The organism is Georgenia sp. X1117, from assembly GCF_057784635.1.
Map to the genome: position 1 here is coordinate 237,782 of NZ_CM173492.1, position 22,432 is coordinate 260,213.

Annotated in this window: 18 protein-coding genes; 10 read left to right on the top strand and 8 right to left on the bottom strand. The window is 74.1% G+C overall.

All coding sequences use genetic code 11. The features are described from left to right. Window positions 1-2,244, bottom strand: coding sequence for an MMPL family transporter (locus AC3D3D_RS01070; protein WP_463661430.1), 2,244 nt, complete (start codon window positions 2,242-2,244; stop codon window positions 1-3). 88 nt (window positions 2,245-2,332) lie between these two features. Here AC3D3D_RS01070 and AC3D3D_RS01075 point away from each other — a divergent pair, with 88 nt between their 5' ends. The 7 genes from AC3D3D_RS01075 to AC3D3D_RS01105 all read left to right on the top strand — a co-directional run bounded on the left by AC3D3D_RS01075 (window position 2,333) and on the right by AC3D3D_RS01105 (window position 10,680). Then, the gene (locus AC3D3D_RS01075) at window positions 2,333-3,688 is read left to right on the top strand and encodes a replication-associated recombination protein A (protein WP_463661429.1); all 1,356 of its coding nucleotides are present in this window, start codon (window positions 2,333-2,335) and stop codon (window positions 3,686-3,688) included. 140 nt (window positions 3,689-3,828) lie between these two features. Further along, the gene (rpsD, locus tag AC3D3D_RS01080) at window positions 3,829-4,452 is read left to right on the top strand and encodes a 30S ribosomal protein S4 (RefSeq protein WP_463661428.1); all 624 of its coding nucleotides are present in this window, start codon (window positions 3,829-3,831) and stop codon (window positions 4,450-4,452) included. A gap of 187 nt (window positions 4,453-4,639) precedes the next feature. Beyond that, window positions 4,640-7,321, top strand: coding sequence for an alanine--tRNA ligase (alaS, locus tag AC3D3D_RS01085; RefSeq protein ID WP_463661427.1), 2,682 nt, complete (start codon window positions 4,640-4,642; stop codon window positions 7,319-7,321). Further along, a complete protein-coding gene (gene ruvX, locus AC3D3D_RS01090) occupies window positions 7,318-7,818 on the top strand; it encodes a Holliday junction resolvase RuvX (RefSeq protein ID WP_463661426.1) in 501 nt (166 codons plus the stop codon). Before alaS ends, ruvX begins: the two co-directional genes overlap by 4 nt. Further along, window positions 7,815-8,996, top strand: coding sequence for an endolytic transglycosylase MltG (gene mltG, locus AC3D3D_RS01095; protein ID WP_463661425.1), 1,182 nt, complete (start codon window positions 7,815-7,817; stop codon window positions 8,994-8,996). The genes ruvX and mltG overlap by 4 nt, the downstream gene beginning before the upstream one ends. Beyond that, the gene (locus tag AC3D3D_RS01100) at window positions 8,993-9,976 is read left to right on the top strand and encodes a shikimate dehydrogenase (protein ID WP_463661424.1); all 984 of its coding nucleotides are present in this window, start codon (window positions 8,993-8,995) and stop codon (window positions 9,974-9,976) included. Before mltG ends, AC3D3D_RS01100 begins: the two co-directional genes overlap by 4 nt. Before the next feature lie 62 nt (window positions 9,977-10,038). Continuing rightward, window positions 10,039-10,680: a prepilin peptidase gene (locus tag AC3D3D_RS01105; RefSeq protein WP_463661423.1), complete on the top strand. Its 642-nt coding sequence runs from the start codon at window positions 10,039-10,041 to the stop codon at window positions 10,678-10,680. A gap of 6 nt (window positions 10,681-10,686) precedes the next feature. Here AC3D3D_RS01105 and AC3D3D_RS01110 read toward each other — a convergent pair whose 3' ends face one another. From AC3D3D_RS01110 to AC3D3D_RS01140, 7 genes are all read right to left on the bottom strand, one after another. Next, window positions 10,687-11,472 (bottom strand): DeoR/GlpR family DNA-binding transcription regulator, encoded by a 786-nt coding sequence (locus tag AC3D3D_RS01110; RefSeq protein ID WP_463661422.1) that lies wholly within the window; start codon window positions 11,470-11,472, stop codon window positions 10,687-10,689. A 104-nt stretch (window positions 11,473-11,576) separates the two neighbouring features. Next, the gene (locus AC3D3D_RS01115; protein WP_463661421.1) at window positions 11,577-12,227 is read right to left on the bottom strand and encodes a class II aldolase/adducin family protein; all 651 of its coding nucleotides are present in this window, start codon (window positions 12,225-12,227) and stop codon (window positions 11,577-11,579) included. Between the two features lie 32 nt (window positions 12,228-12,259). After that, window positions 12,260-13,297: a zinc-dependent alcohol dehydrogenase gene (locus AC3D3D_RS01120; RefSeq protein WP_463661420.1), complete on the bottom strand. Its 1,038-nt coding sequence runs from the start codon at window positions 13,295-13,297 to the stop codon at window positions 12,260-12,262. Window positions 13,298-13,399: 102 nt separating this feature from the next. Next, window positions 13,400-14,950: a xylulokinase gene (locus tag AC3D3D_RS01125; RefSeq protein ID WP_463661419.1), complete on the bottom strand. Its 1,551-nt coding sequence runs from the start codon at window positions 14,948-14,950 to the stop codon at window positions 13,400-13,402. Window positions 14,951-15,169: 219 nt separating this feature from the next. Continuing rightward, a complete protein-coding gene (locus tag AC3D3D_RS01130; RefSeq protein WP_463661418.1) occupies window positions 15,170-16,309 on the bottom strand; it encodes a bifunctional 2-methylcitrate synthase/citrate synthase in 1,140 nt (379 codons plus the stop codon). Window positions 16,310-16,328: 19 nt separating this feature from the next. Then, window positions 16,329-17,222: a methylisocitrate lyase gene (prpB, locus tag AC3D3D_RS01135; protein ID WP_463661417.1), complete on the bottom strand. Its 894-nt coding sequence runs from the start codon at window positions 17,220-17,222 to the stop codon at window positions 16,329-16,331. Then, a complete protein-coding gene (locus tag AC3D3D_RS01140; protein WP_463661416.1) occupies window positions 17,223-18,749 on the bottom strand; it encodes an MmgE/PrpD family protein in 1,527 nt (508 codons plus the stop codon). It abuts the gene before it with no gap. A gap of 125 nt (window positions 18,750-18,874) precedes the next feature. On the opposite strand from AC3D3D_RS01140, the gene aroC reads away from it, so the two are divergent. Genes aroC through AC3D3D_RS01155 form a run of 3 tightly spaced genes read left to right on the top strand, consistent with a single transcriptional unit; the run spans window position 18,875 to window position 22,391 of the window. After that, window positions 18,875-20,092, top strand: coding sequence for a chorismate synthase (aroC, locus tag AC3D3D_RS01145; RefSeq protein WP_463661415.1), 1,218 nt, complete (start codon window positions 18,875-18,877; stop codon window positions 20,090-20,092). A gap of 5 nt (window positions 20,093-20,097) precedes the next feature. Continuing rightward, the gene (gene aroB / locus AC3D3D_RS01150; protein WP_463661414.1) at window positions 20,098-21,837 is read left to right on the top strand and encodes a 3-dehydroquinate synthase; all 1,740 of its coding nucleotides are present in this window, start codon (window positions 20,098-20,100) and stop codon (window positions 21,835-21,837) included. After that, a complete protein-coding gene (locus AC3D3D_RS01155) occupies window positions 21,834-22,391 on the top strand; it encodes a shikimate kinase (RefSeq protein ID WP_463661413.1) in 558 nt (185 codons plus the stop codon). The genes aroB and AC3D3D_RS01155 overlap by 4 nt, the downstream gene beginning before the upstream one ends. Window positions 22,392-22,432: the final 41 nt, after the last annotated feature.

Here is a 22,432-nt window from a genome sequence, read left to right on the forward strand (position 1 = left end):
TCAGTGCTCGATCGCGAATCGCGCGTGGAGGCGCCGCAGCGGCGCCGGCGCCCACCAGTTCCACCGGCCCAGCAGGGTCATCGTCGCCGGGACGAGCAGGAGCCGCACGAGCGTGGCGTCGATGAGGACGATGAGCGCCAGGCCCAGGCCGACCTGCTGGATCGCGTCGATCTCACCGAGCGCGAAGCCGAGGAAGACGGCGATGATGATCGCCGCCGCCGAGGTGATGATCCGCCCCGATCGCTGCAGGCCGCGCTCGACGGCGAGGTCGTTGTCCCCGGTGGCGTCCCAGTACTCCTTGATCCGCGCGAGCAGGAAGACCTCGTAGTCCATGGCCAGCCCGAACCCGAAGGCCACGATGATCGCCACCACGTAGGTCTCCAGACCGGCGTGCGGCTCGGAGAGGCCGATGAGCCCCGACCCGGTCTCCGTGGTGAACAGCCAGCTGGTCAGCCCCAGCGAGGCCGCGATGGACAGGACGTTGATGAGCAGCGCCTTGACCGGGACGAGCAGCGAACCGGTCATGAGGAAGAGCAGGACGAACACCGCGAGCACGACGACGCCCGCGGTCAGGGGCAGACCGTCGACGAGGGCGTCGGTGAAGTCGATCTGCGCGCCGGCGACGCCGCCGGTGGCGGTCTCGAAACCTGCGTCGACGTCGCGGACGGCCTCGGTGACCGCCACGCCGGTCGCGTCGCCCGGGTCGTCGGTCTCGAGCGCGATCGTCACCAGCGAGCGGCCGTCCTCGAGCGGGCTCGGGCTGCCGACGGTCTCGACGCCGTCGATCGCGGAGACCTGCTCGACCCAGCCCGCCATCTCCTCGGGCGCCGCGTCGGCCACCGTGTAGACGTCGGCGAAACCGAGACCGGGGTAGTCCTCGGCGATGATCGCCAGCGCCCGACCCGTGTCGGTGTCCGCCGGGACCATCTCCACCGACGTCGAGCGCAGCGTCATCTGCGACAGCGGGACGAGCAGCGAGCCGAGCAGGGCGACGACGGCGAGCAGCACCGCCCAGGGGTGGCGGTGGACGAATCGTGCGAGCCGGGAGAAGGCACCCTCGTCGGAGCCGGTGTCCCCGAACGCGCGGGCGAGGACGCGCAGGCCGGGTACCCGTTCGAGGGCCGAGCCGCGGGTGAGGCGGTGCCCGAGCAGGGTGAGGATCGCCGGGATGAGCGTGATCGAGGCGGCGACGGCGAGCAGGACGGCGCCGACCGCGCCGGCCGAGATGGTGGTGAGGATGTCGGGCCGCATAAGGAGCAGGCCGGCCACCGAGATCGCCACCGTCACGGCGGAGAAGAAGACGGTGCGTCCGGCGGTCTCGACCGACCGCGCCACCGCGGCGAGCAGGCGCGGGTCGCGGCGGGGGAGGGCAGGGGCAGCCGCGGACTCGCCGAGCCGGCCGACCTCCTCGCGGAAGCGGGAGACGACGAGCAGCCCGTAGTCGATGGACAGCCCGAGGCCGAGGACGGTGACGACGTTGAGGACGAAGGACTGGATGTCCATCGCGTAGGTGAGGGCGAGCAGGACCGCCATGGCGGTGACGATGGAGGCGAGCGCGCCGATCACCGGCATCGAGGCGGCGAGGAATCCGCCGAAGACGACGACCATGATGAGCAGCGCGACCGGCAGCCCGATCGCCTCGCCCTTGATGAGGTCCGACTGGATCTGCAGGTTGATCGCGTCGACGACGTGCTGGGTGGAGGTGAGGTACGCCTGCGCGTCCGGTCCGAGCGGGCCGAGGTCGGCGGCGGTCATCGTCTCGGTGACGGCGTCGTGGGTGGCCTCGACGTCGGCGTCGTGGTCGATGCTGGCGACGACCGCGACGCCGTCGCCGGCGGTCGAGAGGAACGGTGCCGCCTGCTCGTCCGCGGGGCCGGCGGGGAAGGCGGCGGGCGAGACGGCCCGGGACACGCCGTCGGTGGCGGCCAGCGCGGCGGTGAGCGGGTCGAGGACCTCGACGACCGCGGCCTGGGCCTGAGGGTCCGCGAGGTCGATGCCGGTGACCACCATCGTCACCGTGTCGGCCTCGGTGGAGCTGTCGTCGAGGGCGCGGCTCGCGATCGTCGACTCCGAGCCCTCGACGACCGGCTCGTCGCCGGCGGCCATCCGGTCGAACAGCCCGCCGCCGCCGAACCCGGTCAGCGCCCAGGTCCCGGCGAGCGCGACGACGAGGATCCAGGTGAGGACGACGGCCCTCGGGAAGGTGGTGACCAGTCGGCCCAGTGCGCGGAACACGTCGCACATGATCCCACCCCCCATCACCCGCCACCCCCGCATCCACCGCCGGCCCCACCCGCTCCTGGCGGTCGGTGGGCGTACGTAGGCTGGGGCGGTGGACCTGTTCACCTCGGCCTCGACGTCGGACGACGGCACCCCCCTCGTCCCCGCGACGGCGCCGCTGGCCGTGCGCATGCGCCCGGCCGGGCCGGAGGAGGTCCTCGGCCAGGAGCACCTGCTCGCCCCCGGCCAGCCGCTGCGCCGCCTGCTCGAGCCGGCCGAGTCCGGTCGCCGCACCGCGCCGGCGTCGGTCGTCCTGTGGGGCCCGCCGGGCACCGGCAAGACGACGATCGCCTACCTCGTCGCGCGCGCCTCGGGCCGGCGCTTCGTCGAGCTCTCCGCGGTGACCGCCGGCGTCAAGGACGTCCGCTCGGTCGTGGAGTCCGCCCGCCGGGACCTCGTCACCTCCGGGCGCGAGACCGTCCTGTTCGTCGACGAGGTGCACCGCTTCACCACCACCCAGCAGGACGCCCTGCTCCCCGCGGTGGAGAACCGCTGGGTCACCCTCGTGGCCGCCACCACCGAGAACCCCAGCTTCTCGGTCAACGCCCCGCTGCTGTCCCGATCGCTGCTGCTCACCCTGCGCCCGCTCACCGCGGAGTCCGTGCGCGCCCTCGTCGACCGCGCGCTCGTCGACGAGCGCGGCCTGGGCGGCTCGCTCACCCTCGACGACGACGCGGCCACCGTCCTCGTGCGCCTGGCCGGCCCCGACGCCCGCAAGGCGCTGACCATCCTCGAGGCCGCGGCCGCCGCCGCCGAGGAGGCCGGGGCCGAGACCGTCGCGGTGGCCCACGTCGAGGCGGGGATCGACGTCGCCGCCGTGGTCTACGACCGGGAGGGTGACCAGCACTACGACGTCGTCTCGGCGTTCATCAAGTCGATGCGCGGATCCGACGTCGACGCCGCCCTGCACTACCTGGCCCGGATGATCGCGGCGGGGGAGGACCCGAGGTTCATCGCCCGGCGGATCATCGTGCACGCGGCCGAGGACGTCGGCATGGCCGACCCGACGGCGCTGACCACGGCCGTCGCGGCGGCCCAGGCGGTGCAGATGATCGGCATGCCCGAGGGCCGCATCCCGCTCGCCCAGGCCGTCGTCCACATCGCCACCGCGCCCAAGTCCAACGCCGTCATCTCCGGTATCGACGCCGCGCTCGCCGACGTGCGCCAGGGCCGCGCCGGCCAGGTCCCGCACCACCTGCGCGACGCCCACTACGCCGGCGCGAAGGGCGTCGGCCACGGGGTCGGCTACCGCTACCCCCACGACGATCCGCGCGGGATCCTCGCCCAGACGTACCTGCCCGAGGAGCTGGCCGGCAGCCGCTACTACGCGCCGACCACGCACGGCCACGAGCGGGAGATCACATCCCGCCTGGACGCGATCCGCTCGATCCTGCGCGAGGGGCGCTGATATCCTGCCGGGGTTGCCCAGCGCCCACCGGTGCGGGCACTCCTGGGGTCCTGGCCACCGCCGGCACCGCCGGCCACCACAGGTCGACCCCACGCCGGCGGCGCAGCGTCGTCCGGTCGTGACACGAGTAAGGAAACCGCATGGCTCCCAGCCGTACCCGCCGTCAGGTGCGCCTCTCGCGCGCCCTCGGCGTCGCCCTGACCCCCAAGGCCCAGAAGTACTTCGACAAGCGCCCCTACGGCCCCGGTGAGCACGGCCGTGCGCGCCGCCGCCAGGACTCGGACTACTCGGTCCGGCTCAAGGAGAAGCAGCGTCTGCGCGCCCAGTACGGCATCCGCGAGGCGCAGATGGCGCGCGTCTTCGAGGAGGCCCGCCGCGAGCCCGGCATGACCGGTGAGTCGCTCGTCGAGCTGCTCGAGATGCGTCTCGACGCCCTGGTCCTGCGTGCCGGCTTCGCCCGCACCACCGCCCAGGCCCGCCAGGCCGTCGTGCACCGCCACATCCTCGTCGACGGCAAGATCGTCGACCGCCCCTCCTTCCGCGTGCAGCCCGGCTCGGTCGTCCAGGTCAAGCCGCGCTCGCAGACGATGACGCCGTTCCAGGTGGCCGCCGCCGGTGCGCACCGCGACGTGCTGCCCGAGCTCCCGCCGTACCTCGACGTCCAGCTCGAGAAGCTGCGCTTCGAGCTCAAGCGTCGCCCGGCCCGCCCCGAGGTCCCCGTGACCTGCGACGTCCAGCTCGTCGTCGAGTACTACTCGCGCTGACCCACCCCCGTCGACGCCCCGGCCACCGCGTGTGCCCGGGGCGTCGGCGTCCCGTCGCGGCCCGCCGAACCGGCCCGTGACCTGCCAGACCCCTGCTCGGGGCCGCGGTCATGTGCGCGCGGTACCCTGCCCATCGACCCGCGGGAGCCCGATGCCCGCGGGCCCCCCACATCGCCCCGGAGGCCTGATGCGTACCGCCGAGATCCACCGGCGCTGGAACGAGCACTTCTCCCGGCACGGACACGAGATCGCCCCGTCGGCCTCGCTGGTCTCCCCGGACCCCTCGCTGCTGTTCACCATCGCCGGCATGGTCCCCTTCATCCCGTACATCGTCGGGACGGAGCAGGCGCCGCACCCCCGCATCGCCTCGGTGCAGAAGTGCATCCGCACCAACGACATCGAGAACGTCGGCCGCACCACCCGGCACGGCACGTTCTTCCAGATGTGCGGCAACTTCAGCTTCGGCGACTACTTCAAGACCGGCGCCATCGACCTGGCCTGGGAGTTCATCACCGACCCCGCCACCGGTCTCGGGCTCGACGGCGACCGCCTGTGGGTGACGGTCTGGGAGGAGGACGCCGAGTCCCTCGACCACCTCACCGGCACCATCGGGCTCGACCCGGCGCACATCGTGCGGCTCCCGCGCGAGGAGAACTTCTGGGACACCGGCCAGCCCGGCCCCGCCGGCCCCTGCGCCGAGTGGCACTACGACCGCGGCCCCGCCTACGGCCCCGAGGCCGAGGGCGGCAACGTCGACCCCGGCGGCGACCGCTACCTCGAGTTCTGGAACCTCGTCTTCGACCAGTACCTGCGCGGCCCCGGCCAGGGCAAGGACTACCCGCTGCTCGGTGAGCTCGACAGCAGGTCGATCGACACCGGCGCCGGCCTGGAGCGTATGGCCTACCTGCTCCAGGGCAAGGAGAACCTCTACGAGACCGACCAGGTCTACCCCGTCATCGCCCGCACCGAGGAGCTGACCGGCCGCCGCTACGGCGCCGCGGAGGAGGACGACGTGCGCATGCGCGTCGTCGCCGACCACGTCCGCTCGGCCCTCATGCTCATCGGCGACGGCGTGCGGCCCGGCAACGACGGGCGCGGCTACGTCCTGCGCCGCCTCATCCGTCGCGCGGTGCGCTCCGTGCGCCTGCTCGGCGTCGAGGAGGCCACCCTGCCCGAGCTGCTGCCGGTCTCCCTGTCCGCGATGCAGGAGACCTACCCCGAGCTCGAGGAGCGCTTCGGCCAGATCTCCGACGTCGCCTACGGCGAGGAGGAGGCCTTCCTGCGCACCCTCACGGCCGGCACCACCATCCTCGACACGGCCGTGGGCCGGGCCAAGGCCCAGGGCGGCTCGACGGCTGCCCGCCTGTCCGGCGAGGACGCCTTCGCCCTGCACGACACCTACGGGTTCCCCATCGACCTCACCCTCGAGATGGCCGCCGAGCAGGGCGTGTCCGTCGACGAGGAGGGCTTCCGCACCCTCATGGGCGAGCAGCGCGCCCGCGCCCGCGCCGACGCGCTTGCCAAGAAGTCCGGGCACGTGGACGCGAGCCTGTACCAGGAGATCCTCGGCCGCCTCGGCGGACCGGTGGACTTCCTCGGCTACACCGACGCCGAGGCGGAGGGCCGCGTCGTCGGCCTGCTCGTCGACGGCGCGCCCGCACCGACGGCCACCGCGCCCGCGGAGGTCGAGCTCGTCCTCGACCGCACCCCGTTCTGGGCCGAGCAGGGCGGCCAGCTCGCCGACCAGGGCGAGATCCGGCTCGTCGGTGGCGGCGTCGTCGACGTCGCCGACGTGCAGCAGCCCGTCAAGGGCCTGTCCGTGCACCGGGGCACCCTGACCGAGGGCACCGTCACGCTCGACGAAGGCGTGCACGCGGCCATCGACACCGATCGCCGCCGGCACATCGCCCGCGCGCACACGGCCACGCACATGATCCACAAGGCGCTGCACGAGAACCTGGGCGAGCAGGCCACGCAGGCCGGCTCGGAGAACTCGCCCTCGCGCGTGCGCTTCGACTTCCGCCACGGCTCGGCCGTCGACGCCGCCGTGCTCGGCGACATCGAGGGCCGGGTCAACGAGCGCCTCACCGAGGACCTCGCGGTCACCGACGAGACGATGAGCCTCGACGAGGCCCGCGCGGCCGGGGCCATCGCCCTGTTCGGGGAGAAGTACGGCGACCGGGTCCGCGTCGTCTCGATCGGCGGGGACTGGTCCAAGGAGCTGTGCGCCGGGACCCACGTCGACCGCACCGGCAGCCTCGGGCTGGTCACCGTCCTCGGCGAGTCCTCCATCGGCTCGGGCGTGCGCCGCGTGGACGCCCTCGTCGGTGCTGGCGCCTACCAGAACCAGGCCCGCGAGAAGGCGATCGTCTCCCAGCTCGGCCAGCTCGTGGGCTCGAGGCCCGACGAGCTCGTCGACCGGGTCGGCTCGCTCATGACCAGGCTCAAGGGCGCGGAGAAGCAGCTCCAGTCCCTGCGCCAGGCCGAGCTGCTGCGCCGCGGCGCGGACCTGCTCGCGGCCGGCGAGCAGGTCGGCGCGACCACGCTCGTGGCCGCCGACCTCGGCGAGGTGGGCGGCGCGGACGACCTGCGCACCCTCGCGCTGGACGTGCGCGGGCGCGCCGGTGAGGAGCGCCCGCTCGTCGTGGCCCTCGTCGGGGCCGCCGGCGGCCGTCCGCTCGTCGTCGTCGCCACCAACGCCACCGCACGGGAGGCCGGGCACCGCGCCGGTGCGCTCGTGCGGGTCGCGAGCACCGAGCTCGGCGGCGGCGGCGGGGGCAAGGACGACGTCGCGCAGGGCGGCGGCACCGACCTCGGTGCCGTCCCGGCCGCCCTGGCGGCGCTCCGCACCACGGTGGGGAGCGCGTGACGCTGCGGCGCGGCGTGCGCCTGGGCGTCGACGTCGGCACGGTCCGCGTGGGACTGGCCCGCTGCGACCCGGACGGGATCCTGGCCAGCCCCGTCGCCACGCTCACCCGCGCGGACGACGGCGCCGACCGCGCCCAGATCGTCGCGCTCGCCGAGGAGCTGTCGGCGCTCGAGGTCGTCGTCGGGCTGCCCAGGAGCCTGGACGGGAAGGCTCGCGCCTCGGCCCGGGCGGCCACCGACTACGCCACCCGACTCGCCGGGGACCTGGCGCAGCGCACCCCGGGCGTCGAGGTCCGCCTGGTCGACGAGCGGCTCACCACCGCCTCGGCCCACCGGGCCATGCACGCCTCCGGGCGGTCGGGGCGCCGCCACCGCGAGGTCGTCGACCAGGTGGCCGCGGTGCTCATCCTCGAGACCGCGCTGGACATCGAACGGTCGACCGGCCGGCCCCCGGGCCGCACGGTCGTGCCCCCGACGCCGAAGGAGACCGGCGCATGAGCGAGTTCTTCGACGAGGTGGCCGACGGCGCCGAGGAGACGCCCGAGCAGGTGCCCGAGGAGCGGCTCTCGCGCCGCGAGGTCCGGGCGATGGAGGAGACGCGTCGCCGCCGGCGGCGCCGCCGCGTGCGCACCCTCGTCGTCGTGCTCGTCACCGTCGTCGGGCTGGGCGCGGTGGCGTGGTTCGCGCTCCCGCAGGTGCGCGAGACCCTCGACTTCCGGCCCGACACCAGCGCCGAGGACTACCCCGGTCCCGGCGGTGAGGAGGTCGAGGTGACGATCCCCATCGGCGCCTCGGGCTCGGAGATCGCCTCGACCCTCGTCGAGGCCGGCGTCGTCGCCTCCGAGCGGGCCTTCACCGACGCGTACGGCGCGAACCCTGACTCGGGCAACATCCAGCCGGGCACCTACGCCCTTCTGGAGGAGATGCGCGCCGAGGACGCCGTCGACGCGCTCCTCGACCCCGCCAGCCGCAACGAGATCACCCTGACCATCCCCGAGGGATTCAACCTCGACCAGGTGGTCGAGCGCGTGGCGGCCAACCTCGAGCTCGACGTCGAGGAGGTCGCCGCGGTGGCGGCCGACGGCGAGGCCATCGGCCTGCCCGAGGTCGCCGAGGGGGAGGCCGAGGGATGGTTCGCCCCCGCGACCTACGCGTTCGAGCCCGACGTCACCGCCGAGGAGGCCATGAGCGAGATGGTCCAGCTCCAGGCGAGCCGGCTCCAGGGCCTCGGCGTCGCGGAGGAGGACTGGGAGTCCGTGCTCAACCGCGCCTCGATCGTCGAGCGCGAGGTCAACATCGACGAGTACATGCCGATGGTGGCCCGCGTCATCGCGAACCGCATGAGCGACGAGAGCGAGACGAACGGGGTCCTCGGCATGGACTCCACGGTCCTGTACGGCCTCGGGCGCAGCGGCGGCATCCCCTCGACGGCGGAGACCGAGGACCCGGACAACCCGTACAACACCTACGTCCACCCCGGCCTGCCGCCCACGCCGATCGGGTCGCCGGGCGAGGACGCGATCAACGCGGTGCTCAACCCCGCCGAGGGCGACTGGCAGTACTTCGTGACGATCAACCTCGACACGGGCGAGACCCTGTTCGCCTCGAACCTCGAGGAGCACAACGAGAACATCCAGCTGCTGCGTGAGTGGCAGGCGGAGAACCCGTCGCAGTGAACGTCACCGGAACCGGGGGAGCGGACCTCGACGCCTCGACCACCGTGCTCGTCGGACAGGACGTGCACGCGCCCGGCGTGCGCCGCCGCGCGGCGGTGCTCGGCTCCCCGGTCGCGCACTCGCTGTCCCCGACGCTGCACCGCGCCGCCTACGCGGACCTCGGCCTGCACGACTGGGCCTACGGCCTGCAGGACGTCACCGCCGAGCAGGTGCCCGCGGTGCTCGCCGCCCTCGACGAGAGCTGGGCGGGGCTCTCGCTGACGATGCCGCTCAAGCTGGCCGCCGCCGCGGCCGTCGACGTCACGGACCCCGTCGCCTCGCTGCTGGGGGTCGTCAACACCGTCGCCGTCCAGCCCGGCGGGCTGCTCGTGGGGGCGAACACGGACGTGGCCGGCATCGTCGGCGCGCTGCGTGACGTCACCGGGGACGCCCCGCTGCCCGAGGGACCGGCCGTGCTGCTGGGGGCGAGGGCCACGGCCTCCTCCGCCGTGGCCGCGCTCGGGAGCCTCGGCGTGCGGGAGGTCGTCCTCGGCGCCCGCAACGTCGGCGGGCCCGGCTCCGCCCTCGCGGTGGCGCACCGCGCGGGCCTGGCGGCGACGCACGTGCGGCTCACCGACGAGGCGGGGCTGGCCCGTGCGCTGTCGGGTGCCGGCGTCGTCGTGTCGACCCTCCCGCGCGGCGTGGCCGACCCGGCCGCCGGCCTGCTCGGCGTCGGCGGGGTCCGGCCCGGGGCCGTCCTGCTCGACGTCGTCTACGGCCCGCACCCGACCCCGCTGGCGGCGGCCTGGGCCGCGGCCGGCGGGCGCGTGGCCCAGGGCTGGGGAATGCTCCTGCACCAGGCGGCCGACCAGGTCAGACTGTGGACGGGGCGGCAGCCCGACGTCGACGTCATGCGGCGGGCCATCGAGGCCCAGCTCGCGCTGCGGGCCGGTGGCGCCGAGGTGCCGGGCTCGCCGACGGTCCTCACGACGGGCCGCTGACCGCCCCGGGACCGCCGCGCCGCACACGCGCGGAGGACGTGGACCGCGGGGGAGATCGGGCGATGGGCGAGCAGCAGGGCGACGGCCGGCCTCCGCGGGCGAAGGCCTTCGGCGCCGTCGGGCCGGTGACGATCCTCCTCGCGGGCCTGGCCGGCGTCCTCGCGCTCGTCCTGCTGCTGCGCACGGACCCCGCCGCGACGCCGTATCCCGGCGCGGACGTGTCCCGGGTGCTGTGGGCCGTCGCGGGCGGCTGGCTGTGCGCCGTCGGGGTCCTGCTGGCGGTCACCGACCTGCGCACGCACCGGCTGCCGGACCGGCTCCTGCTCGGGGCGTCCGCCGTCCTCGTCCCGGCGCTGGTGGCCGCGGCCCTGCTCGGCGGGTCACCCGGGGCGCTGCTCACCTCGCTCGCAGGCGCGCTCGTGCCCGCCGGGGTGCTCTACGCGCTCGCGCTCGTCATGCCCGGCGGCGTAGGCCTCGGCGATGTCAAGCTGCTGCTCGTCACCGGCGCCTGGCTCGGGCACCTCTCCGTCGGGGCGGCCACGCTCGGCCCGGTGCTCGGACTCGTCCTGGGCGGCGTGGCCTCGATCCTCGCGGTCCTCGCGCGACGCGCGACGATGCGCTCCCACCTGCCGCTCGGGCCCGCGCTGCTGGCCGGGACGGCGCTGGCGACCTGGCTGGACCTCGCCGGCGCGGTCAGCGGCTGAGGACCCTCAGCGCCCGACCGTGCTCAGCACGCGCACGCCCGCCTCGGCGGCGGCGAGGAGCTGCGGGTCGGCCGGGTCGTGGTCGGTGACCACGACGTCGAAGGACGTCAGCGGACCCACCTCGTACAGCGCGGTGCGACTGAACTTCGCGGAGGTCACGGCGAGCACCGTGAGGGCGGCGCGCTCGGCGGCCAGCCGCTTGAACTCGGCGACGTCCTCGTAGGGATGGTGGACGACCCCGCTCTGGATGGCCGCGGCCCCGAGGACGGCCACGTCGACGCGCAGCGAGCCGAGCGCGGTCATCGCCGACGGGCCGTAGAAGGCCTGCAGCCGGTGGACGTAGCGGCCCCCGAGCATGATGAGCTCGGCCTCGGGGTGCTCGATGACGAGCTGGGCGGGCCCGGTGCAGTTCGTGACCACGGTCAGGGCCCCGGACCCGAGGACGGACTCGAGGACGACGTAGGCGGTCGTCGAGTCGTCGATCAGCAGCGAGCTGCCCCGGCCGACCAGGTCGCCGACGAGTGCGGCCAGGTCGCGCTTGGTGGCGGCCTCCTGGTCCAGGCGGAAGGAGAAGGGCGTCTCGGACAGCGTGCTCGCCGCGGCGGAGACCTCCCCGCGGGAGCGGACGACCACGCGGCGGGTCTCGAGGTCGGCCAGGTCGCGGTAGAGGGTCATGGGGGAGACCCCGACGCTCTCCTGGAGCTCGTCGACCCGGACGGTGCCCCGGGCGAAGATGAGCGTGGCCAGGTGGTCCTGGCGCTCCTGCTTCGACGTCGGCGGGTTCTCGCTCATGGACTCATCCTCCCTGCTCAGGGCCGCGCCGGACGGGTCCCGGCGCCGCGGCCCGCGCACGGGCGGGGCGTGCGGTGGCGCGCCGCCCGCCCGTGCGCGGCGGGTCACTTGGACTGCCCGTAGCCCTTGAGCCCGGCGCCGGCCTCGTCGAGGAGCTCGGGGGAGAGCACCTTGATCTGCGTACCCGGGGCCCCGGAGGCGGCCATGGCCCGCAGCTGCACCTCGCAGATGTACTCGAGGTAGGGCAGCAGGTTGAAGGCCTTGGCCAGGGTGGGGCCGGTCGTCAGCGCCCCGTGGTTGGCCATGAGCGCACCGGATCGACCCTCGAGGGCGGCGGCCACGTTCTCGGCCAGCTCGTCGGTGCCGAAGGTGGCGTAGGGGGCCACCCGCACCGGTCCGCCGAACATCGAGGAGTAGTAGTGCGTGGCGGGCACCTCGTCGACGACGACGCTCAGCGCCGTCGAGGCGGGGGCGTGGTTGTGGGTGATCGCGCCGACGTCCGTGGCCCGGTAGACCGCCAGGTGCAGCGGCAGCTCGCTCGAGGGCGACCAGCGGGCGTCCACCGGTGCGCCGTCGAGGTCGTGGATCCCGACGTCGGCCGGCTCGAGGTCCTCGTAGGCCATCCCGGACGGCGAGATGGCGACCTGGTCGCCGACCCGGACCGAGACATTGCCGGCGGTGCCGACGACCAGCCCGAGGCGGGCCATCTCCTGGCACACCCGCACGACCTCGGCGCGTTCCTTCTCCAGCAGCATGCGCGTTCCTTCCTTCGTGGTGGCGTCGGTGGTCAGGGCGTGAGGATGTACTTCGAGCCCTTGCCCTGGGACATGTCCTCCAGGGACTCGACGAGGGCCTCGAGCGGGCGCACCTCGGTGCACAGGCTCATGCCGTCGAACTTGCCGGTGCTCAGCAGCTCGACCGCGACAGCCACGAACCGCGGCTGGTGGTGGTACACGCCCTTGAGCGTGTACTCCTTGTAGTGCATGTCCGAGGAGTTGACCGAGAACGGGGCGTTCTTCGGGGTCCCGCCGAACAGGACGGCGGTGCCGCCGGGCCGCAGGCCGAGGACGGTCTGCTCCCAGACGGTGGGCAGGCCCACGGCCTCGATGGCGACGTCGGCGCCGCGACCGCCGGGGGTGTAGGGGCGCACCGCGGCGGCGCACTCCTCGGGGGTCTCCAGGCCGGTGAGGTCGACGACGTGCGCGGCGCCGGCGGCTGCGGCCTGCGCGAGGCGGTCGGCGGAGCGGTCGGCGACGACCACGGTCGCGCCGCGCAGCTGGGCCAGCGCGAGGAACATCTGGCCGATCGGCCCGGCGCCGTTGATGACGACGGTGTCGCCGAGCTCGATGCCGGACTCGTGCATGCCGTGGACGACCGTCGAGAGCGGCTCGAGCGGGGCGGCGGCCTCGAAGGGCAGGGTGTCGGGGATCGTGTAGGTGTTCCGCTCGACGATGGCCCGCGGGACCACGATCTGCTCGGCGAAGGCGCCGTTGAGGTACTGGAGGTTCTCGCACAGCGACTCGCGGCCGATGGTGCAGGCCCAGCAGGAGCCGCACGGGGCGGTGTTGGCGGCGACGACGCGGTCGCCGACCGCGAAGTCGGCCACGCCGTCGCCGACCTCCGTGACGACGCCGGCGAACTCGTGCCCGAACCTCGCGGGCAGGGTGGGGAACAGCGTGGGGTGACCGCGCCGGTAGGACTTGAGGTCGGTGCCGCACGTGGCGGCGGCCTTGATCTCGACGGCGATCTCGCCGGGTCCGGGACGGCCCTCGGGGACGTCCTCGAGCCGGAGGTCACCGGGTCCGTGGAACATGTAGGCGCGCATGCGCGGTCTCCTTCACTGCTGGTTTCGGGCGCGGGCGGTGCGCCGGCCCGTGGGTGGGGCCGCGTCCGGGGCGGGCGTGCCGTCCCGGACGCGGCCCGGGGCTCACTCGATGTCGCCGACCTCGGCATCGGGGTACTTCGTGGCGAAGGCCTGGAGCTTGTCGGTGGCGGGCTTGAGGGCGTCGTAGAGCTCGCCCTGGATCTCGCCGAGCTCCGCGTAGATCGCGTGGTTCTCCTCGTTCGGCTCGGTGACGTCGCCGAACCGGGCCATGGCCTGGGCCGCGGTGCGCACGGAGGTGTCGCCGTGCACGCCGGTGGAGGCCATCGCGAGGACACCGGCGCCGAGGGCGGAGATCTCGTCCTCGAGGCACGCCGTGATCGGCTTGCCGCTCGTGTCCGCCATGATCTGGCGCCACAGCGGGGAACGGACGCCGCCGCCCATCGCGCGCACGGTGGTGATCTCGGTGCCGGTCGCCTTCTCGAGGCCGGCGACCGAGCGGGCCATCTCGAGGCCGATGGCCTCGAGGATCGAGCGGTACATCGAGCCCCGGCCGTGCGACCCGCGCCAGCCGACGACGGCGCCGCGCGCGATCGGGTCCCAGTGCGGGCTCTGCACGGCGTTCCAGTAGGGCATGGTGATGAGCCCGCCGGAGCCGGGAGCACGCTCGGTCGCGATGCGCTCGAGCTCGGGGTCGGGGCGTCCGCGCAGCTCGGGGTTCCAGAAGGCGGTGCGGAACCACGTGGGCAGGAAGGCGCCCGAGGACTGGAGGATCTCAAGCACGTAGGTGTCGGCGACGCCGCCGGCCAGCGTGCGGTAGATCGGTCCGAAGGCGTACTCCTCGGACAGGACGCCGGCCACGACCGCCGTGCCGAGGTTCATGTACAGCGTCTGCTCGTCGACCGAGGCCGCGCCGACGCCGGCGCCCTGCCCGTCGCCGAGACCGGCGACGAGCGCGACCTCCTGGGTGAGGCCCCAGCCGTCGAGCACGGACTCGGAGATGGTGCCGAGCACCTCGCCCGGCTTGTGGAGCTCGACCATCTGCTCACGGCGCACGCCGGCGATGTCCATGAGGGAGTCGTCGTAGTCCTGGCGCGCGATGTCGAACAGGCCGAGGGAGTCGGCGCAGGCGACCGAGTCCTTCCACTCGCCGATGAGCTTCTTGACGAGGAAGGCGTGCACGTTGACGACGCGGTCGGCCTTCTCCAGGACGCCGGGCTCGTTCTCCTTGACCCAGGCCATCTTGTAGATCGCCGGGGTGACGTCGGGGGGCTTGCCGGACAGCTCCCAGATCTCCTTCGTGCCGTGCGCGAGGATCTGGTCCGAGGCCCGGATGTCCATCCACAGGATGCCGTCGCGCAGCGGAGTGCCGTCCTCGGTGAAGGGCGCGAACGTCTCGCGCTGATGGGTCACGCCCATCGCGACGATGCGCTCCTTGTCGGCGTTCTTCAGCTGGGAGACCGCGGCGGCCACGGCGTCGTTCGTGGAGTTCCACCAGGCGTTCGGGTCGTGCTCGGCGAAGCCCGACCGCGGGCTGCGGAGCTGGATCTCGCGCTTGCCCAGCGCCAGGACCTTGCCCTCGGGATCGACGATGATCGCCTTGGACGACGTCGTCGAGGAGTCGACGGCGATGACGAGCGGTGAAGACGTGGACATGCGGGACCTCGAATCGTCGTTGATCGGCACCCCGGCCGTGTCCGGCCGGCGGCGGGGCCGGATGTCCGGGATCGGCCCTGACCAGAAGTTCACCACGTTCGGTGGTGAAAACACCAGCCGACCTGGTGATGTGCACGATCGTCCGCGAGTCGTGACCCGACGTGCGGTGACATTCGAGGTGCGGCACACGCGTGCCGCAGCGGTGACGTGGTGCGCCGCTCAGCGCCCGACGCCGTCGAGGTGGCGCTCGTCCGGACCGGAGTACGCCGACAGCGGCCGGATGAGCGCGTTCGCCGCGCGCTGCTCCATGATGTGCGCCGTCCAGCCGGTGATCCGGGCGGCGACGAACAGCGGGGTGAACATCTCGGTGTCGAAGCCCATGAGGTGGTAGGCCGGGCCGGAGGGGTAGTCGAGGTTGGGCCGGATGTCCTTGGCGCCCGCCATCGCCTCCTCGAGCGCCTCGTACAGGTCGAGGAGCTCGGGGCGGTCGTAGTGCGCCACGAGGGTGTCCAGCGCGGCCCGCATCGTCGGCACCCGCGAGTCGCCCTTCTTGTAAACGCGGTGCCCGAAGCCCATGATCTTGCGCTTCTCCACGAGGGCCTGCTCGAGCCAGGCGGCCGCCCGGTCGGCGGTGCCGATCTCGTCGAACACGTGCATGACCATCTCGTTGGCCCCGCCGTGCAGCGGGCCCTTGAGCGCCCCGATCGCGGCCACGACCGCGGAGTGCAGGTCGGACAGCGTGGAGGTGACCACCCGGGCGGTGAAGGTCGAGGCGTTGAAGGAATGCTCGGCGTAGAGCACCATCGAGCGCCGGAAGGCGTCGACGACGACCGGGTCCGGCACCTCGCCGAAGGTCATCCACAGGAAGTTCGCCGAGTGGTCGAGCTCGTCGTCGCTCTCGACCGGCTCCAGACCGCGCCGGCGCCGCTGGTCGTAGGCGACGACGGCGGGCAGCTGGGCGAGCAGGCGGATCGACTTGTCCAGCTCGGCCTCGCGCGAGGAGTCCTCGGCGGCCGGGTCCTGGGCGCCGAGAACGGAGACCGCCGTGCGCACGACGTCCATCGGGTGGGCGGTGGCGGGCAGGGCGTCGATGACCTGGCGCAGCCCCGGCGTCAGTGCCCGGGCGGAGCGCTCGGCGCCCACGAGCGCGTCGGTCTCGGCGGCGCTGGGCAGCTCGCCCTGCCACAGCAGGTGGGCGACCTCCTCGAAGGTGCACCGGTCGGCGAGCTCCTGGACGGGGTAACCGCGGTAGAGCAGGGAGTTGGTCTCGGGGTTGACCTTGGAGATCGCGGTGGTGTCGGCGACGACGCCGACCAGCCCCTTGCGGATCTCGGGCTCGTTCGTGCTGGTCTCGCTCACGGTGGTTCCTCCTTGCCGCTCAGGGCTCGTAGGTGAAGATCGAGGAGTCGAAGGTGTTGTAGGCCGCGTAGTCGAGCAGCTCGTAGAGGCGGGCGCGGGTCTGCATCTCGGGCACCACGCCGGCGAGGGTGCCCTCGGCGCGCAGGGTGTCGAGGTGGCGTTCGGCGGCGCCCATCGCCGAGCGCAGCAGCGAGACGGGGTGGATGACGAGGTCCACCCCGACGTCGGCCAGCTGGGCGTGCGTGAACAGCTCGGACTTGCCAAACTCGGTCATGTTGGCCAGCAGCGGGACGTCGACGGCGGCGCGGACGGCCGCGAACTCCTCCAGCGTGCGCATGGCCTCGGGGAAGATCGCGTCGGCGCCGGCGTCGACGAGGGCGCGGGCCCGGTCGGTCGCCGCGTCGAGCCCGTCGACGGCGCGGATGTCGGTCCGCGCCATGATGAGCAGGTCCGGGTCCCGGCGCGCGGACACGGCGGCGCGGATGCGCTGGACGGCGGTGGCACGGTCGACGACCTGCTTGCCGTCGAGGTGGCCGCAGCGCTTGGGGTTGACCTGGTCCTCGATGTGCAGCCCGGCCAGGCCCGCGTCCTCCAGGACGTGGACGGTGCGGGCCACGTTCATCGGCTCGCCGAACCCGGTGTCGGCGTCGACGAGGGTGGGCAGGTCGGTGACGCGGGCGATCTGCCCGGCCCGGGCGGCGACCTCGGTCAGGGTGGTCAGCCCGATGTCGGGCAGCCCGAGGTCCGCCGCGAGCACCGCGCCGGAGACGTAGACGCCGTCGAACCCCTTGTCCTCGATCAGCCGGGCGGCCAGCGGGTTGAAGGCGCCGGGCAGGACCTGCAGGCGGCCCGAGGCGAGGCCGGCGCGCAGCGCGCGGCGCTTGTCGGAGGCGCTGGCGGGGGCGTGCAGCATCTACAGGATCCCTTCGGGTCGTCCGGCGCCGTCGATCGTGTCCGCCGGTGCGGTGAGGGTGAGGCCGCCGAGCTCGGCGGGGGAGAGGTCGGACAACCGGTCGGCGAGGGCGAGGAACCGGGCGGTCTCGGCGTCCTCGAGCACGCCGTCGGCGAGGGTCTCGAGCTTGGCGACGTACTGGGGCCGGGCGAAGGGCCGGGCGCCGTCGGGGTGGGCGTCGGCCAGGGCGAGCTCGTCGGTGAGGGTGCGGCCATCGGCCAGGGTGACCGTCAGGCGCCCGCCGAAGGCCTTCTCGGCCGGGTCGGTGGCGTGGTAGCGACGCGTCCAGGCCGGGTCCTCGGTGGTGGTGATCCGCTGCCACAGCGCCACGGTGTCGGGGCGCCGGGCGCGGTCGGGCGCGTAGGAGTGCTCGTGGTGCCAGGCACCGTCCTGCAGCGCCACGGCGAGGATGTAGGGGATCGAGTGGTCGAGGGTCTCCCGGGTGGCCTCGGGCGAGTACTTCTGCGGGTCGTTCGCTCCCGAGCCGATGACGTGGTGGGTGTGGTGGCTGGTCTCGAGCACGATGCTCGCCACCTGCTCCGGGTCCCGCACCTCGGGGTGGGCGCGACCGAGACGACGGGCGAGGTCGATGAGCGCCTGCGCCTGGTACTCGGCCGAGTGCTCCTTGGTGTAGGTGCGCAGGATCGCCCGCCGGGGCTCGCCCGGGGCCGGCAGGTCGACCTCGTAGGCGGCGTCCGGCCCGTCGAGGAGCCACGCGATGACGCCGTCCTCACCCTCGTAGATCGGCTCGGGCGAGGTCTGGCCGCGCACCGCCCGGTCGACCGCCTCGATCGCGGCCTTGCCGGCGAAGGCCGGCGCGTAGGCCTTCCACGTGGAGATCTGGCCCTTGCGGGACTGGCGGGTCGCCGTCGTCGTGTGCAGGGCCTGGCCCACGGCCTGGAAGATCGTCGTCGTGTCCAGGGCGAGCAACGTGCCCAGGCCGGCGGCGACGGCCGGCGCGAGGTGGGCGACGTGATCGATCTTGTGCCTGTGCAGGCTGATGGCGTCGACGAGGTCGACCTGGACCTCGTAGGCGGTGGCGATCGCCGCGAGGACGTCGGCCCCCGTGATCCCGCGCGCCTCGCCCAGGTGCTGGGCCACGGCGAGGATCGGGGCGATCGTGTCGCCGGGGTGGGAGTACTCGGCCGCCAGGTAGGTGTCGTGGTAATCGAGCTCGCGGACCGCGACGCCGTTGGCCCAGGCCGCCCACTCGGGGGCGACCCGCACGTCCTGCGGCAGGCCCACGACGGTGGCGCCCGGCGAGCGCGGACGGTCCAGCGCCTGGGCGCGCGCCGCGACGACGGGCGCGCGGGTGAGCGAGGCAGCCGCGACGGCGTGGTTGTCGATGACGCGGTTGACCACCATGTCGCTCACCTCGGCGTCGGGGGCGACGCGGGCCGCCGCCAGCTCGGCGATCGCCCAGGCGAGCTGCCGCTCGCGCGGCAGGTCGTCGGAGGAGGGGTGGACGCGGACGTGGTGGCGGGTCATGGGTCCCTCTCGACGGCGGTGGCGTGGCACCAGGATGGCACGGTCAGGCTGCCCGGGCGGGCCGTGCGTGTCCGGACCCCGGCGCGCGTCGGGGCCGGGTCGCCGTCGATGGGATGATCGGCCCCATGCTGAGCTGGACCACCGCCGGAGAGTCACACGGTCAGGCGCTCGTCGCCGTCCTGCAGGGGGTGCCCGCGGGCGTGTCGATCACCACCGGGCAGATCACCGCCGCGCTGGCGCGCCGTCGCCTGGGTTACGGGCGCGGCGCCCGCATGAAGTTCGAGACCGACGTCGTCACACTGCTCGGCGGGGTGCGCCACGGCGTGACGATGGGCGGTCCGGTGGCGATGACGATCGGCAACGCCGAGTGGCCCAAGTGGGAGACGGTGATGTCCGCCGACCCCGTCGACCCCACCGACCTGCTCATCGACGCCGGCACCGGCGACGAGCGCGAGGTCGCCCGCAACCGGCCGCTCACCCGGCCCCGCCCCGGGCACGCCGACCTCACCGGCATGCGCAAGTACGGGCTCGACGACGCCCGGCCCGTCCTCGAGCGCGCCTCCGCCCGCGAGACCGCGGCCCGGGTGGCTCTGGGCACCGTGGCCGCCGCCGTCCTCGAGCAGGTCGCGGGCGTGCGCCTGGTCTCGCACACCCTGGCCGTCGGTCCGGTCCGGGTCCCCGAGGACGCGCCCCTGCCCACTCCCGATGACGTGACCGCCCTCGACGCCAGCCCGCTGCGCTGCATCGTGCCGGGTACGGACGAGGAGATGGTGGCCGAGGTCGACGCGACCAAGAAGGACGGCGACACGGTCGGCGGCGTCGTCGAGGTGCTCGCCTACGGCCTGCCGCCCGGGCTGGGCTCGTACGTGTCCGGGGCCGAGCGGCTCGACTCGCGCCTGGCCGCCGCGGTGATGGGCATCCAGGCCGTCAAGGGCGTGGAGATCGGGGACGGGTTCGAGACCGCCCGACGCCGCGGTTCGGCCGCCCACGACGAGATCGTCCGCAACGAGGCCGGGCGCATCGTGCGCGCCACCAACCGGGCCGGCGGCACCGAGGGCGGGATGAGCAACGGCGAGCTGCTGCGTGTGCGGGCGGCCCTCAAGCCGATCTCCACCGTGCCGCGCGCGCTGGCCACCGTCGACACCGCCACGGGGGAGGCCGCCACCGCGCTGCACCAGCGCTCGGACACCTGCCACGTGGCGCCGGGCGCCGTCGTCGCCGAGGCCATGGTGGCACTCGTGCTGGCCCAGGCCCTGCTGGAGAAGACCGGCGGGGACTCCCTGGCGGAGGCGAGCCGCAACCTGCGCGGCTACCTCGACTCCTTCCCGGAGCACCAGAGGTGAGCGGGGTGCACGAGGTGGACCCGCAGCGGGCCGGGGGAGCGGCGGCCGCGGAGGACGCGCTGTCCACGAGCAACGCGGCGACCGCGGAGGACGCGCTGCCCGCCGAGGAGGCTCGGCCGGAGCGGCTCGGCGGCGCCGTCGTGCGCCCGATCCCCGGGATGCCCGTCCCGGGACGGGGGCCGGACCTCGTCGTCGTCGGCATGCCGGGGGCGGGGAAGTCCGCCGTGGGACGCCATCTGGCGCGGCTGCTCGGCACCACCGTGAGCGACACCGACGACCTCGTCGAGCAGCGTGCCGGCCGCTCGGTGAGCGATCTCTTCGCCGCCGGCGGGGAGGCGGGCTTCCGCCAGCTCGAGCGCGAGGTGGTCGCCGACTCGCTCCGCCACGGCACGGGCGTCCTCACCCTCGGCGGGGGAGCGGTGCTCGACGCCGACACCCGCCGCGACCTGGTTGAGCGCCGGGTGGTGCACCTGGAGGTCTCGCCCGCGCAGGCGCACGCCCGTGTCGGTGCGGCCGCGAGCCGGCCGCTGCTGGCCGAGGACCCGGTGGGACGGTTGACGGCGCTGGCCGCCGAGCGCGCGCCCCTGTACGCCGAGGTCGCCACCTGGACGGTCGACACCGACGGGCGCGAGCTGTCCGACGTCGCGGGGGAGGTCGCGTCGCTGGCCGCCGCGCCGACGGTGCTGACCGTGCCCGGGCAGCGGCCCTACCCCGTGACGATCGGTCGCGACCTGTCCGGGGAGGTCGCCCGCGCGCTGCCGGACACCGCCGAGCGGGTGCTCCTGCTGCACCCCGAGCCGCTGGCCGAGCGGGCCGGCCGGATCGCTGCCGCCCTGCGGTTCGGCGGACGCGAGGCCGTCACCCACCAGCTGCCCGACGCCGAGGCCGCGAAGACCTGGGAGGTCGTCGGCCGCTGCCACGAGATCCTCGGCGAGCACGCCTTCGGCCGGCAGGACGTCGTGGTCACGCTGGGCGGCGGGGCGACCACCGACGTCGGCGGGTTCGTCGCGGCCACCTGGCTGCGCGGCGTCGGTGTGGTGCACGTGCCCACCACCCTGCTGGGCATGGTGGACGCCGCGGTCGGCGGCAAGACCGGGGTCAACACGGCCGCGGGCAAGAACCTCGTCGGCGCGTTCCACCCGCCGCTGGCCGTGGTCTGCGACCTCGACCTGCTGTCCGGACTGCCCCCCGCGGATCTCGCCGCCGGGCTCGCCGAGGTCGTCAAGGTCGGGTTCTTCAGCGACGAGCACGTGCTCACTCTCGTGCGGAAGCGGCCCGAGGATGCCCTCGACCCGGGCTCGGCCGTGCTGCGCGAGCTGGTGGAGCGGGCGGTCGCGGTCAAGGCGCACGTCGTCGGGCAGGACCTGCGCGAGGCCGCGCTGCGCGAGGTGCTCAACTACGGGCACACGACGGCGCACGCGATCGAACGCGTCTCCGGCTACCGGTGGCGCCACGGCGACGCCGTCGCCGTGGGGTCGGTGGTGGCGGCCGAGCTCGCCGAACGGGTCGGCCTGGCCGAGCCCGGGCTCGCCGACCGACACCGCGAGGTGCTCGACGCACTCGGGCTCCCGGTGCGCGCCGAGGGGTACGCGTGGGCCGACGTCCGCGCGGCCATGGGCAGCGACAAGAAGGTGCGCGGCGGTCGCCTGCGCTTCGTCGCGCTGCGCACGGAGGGGGTGCCGGTGATCCTCGACGGGCCCGACGAGGACGCGCTCGAGGCCGCGTGGACGGCGGTGTCGGTGTGAACGAGGAGGAGCAGATTCTGGACGACGGCTCCGGCGCGCAGCGCCGGCCGGTGCTCGTCCTCGTGGGCGTGCCGGGATCGGGCGTGTCGACCGCTCTCACGGCGGTGGCCGAGGCCCTGGGCGTCGAGGCCCGCGACACCGACGAGATCCTGGCGGAGCGACTCGGCGCCCCCGTCCACGAGCTGGTGATCGACCTGGGGGAGGCCGCGTTCCGCGACGCCGAGACCGACGTCGTCACCGAGGTGCTCGCCGAGGACGCGGCCGTGGGGCTGGGCTCCGGTGCGATCGCCCGGGCGGGGGAGACGCTGGCCGGGCTGCGGGAGGCGGGCGTCCCCGTCGTCCACCTCCGCATCACGCCGGGCACGGCGCTGCGCCGGCTCGGCATGTCCGGGCTCGGGTCGGTCGCGCTGCCGAACCCGCGGGCCATGTGGACCACCATGGCCGCCGAGCGCGACGCCGCCTTCGCCGCGCTCGCCACGACGTCGATCGACGTGACGACGCTCAGTGAGGAGCAGGTCGCCGAGGCTGTGCTCGAGGTCGTTCGCGGGGGCTGACCGCCTCAGCACGATGCTGCCGATGCGCGCGTCCGGTGTCG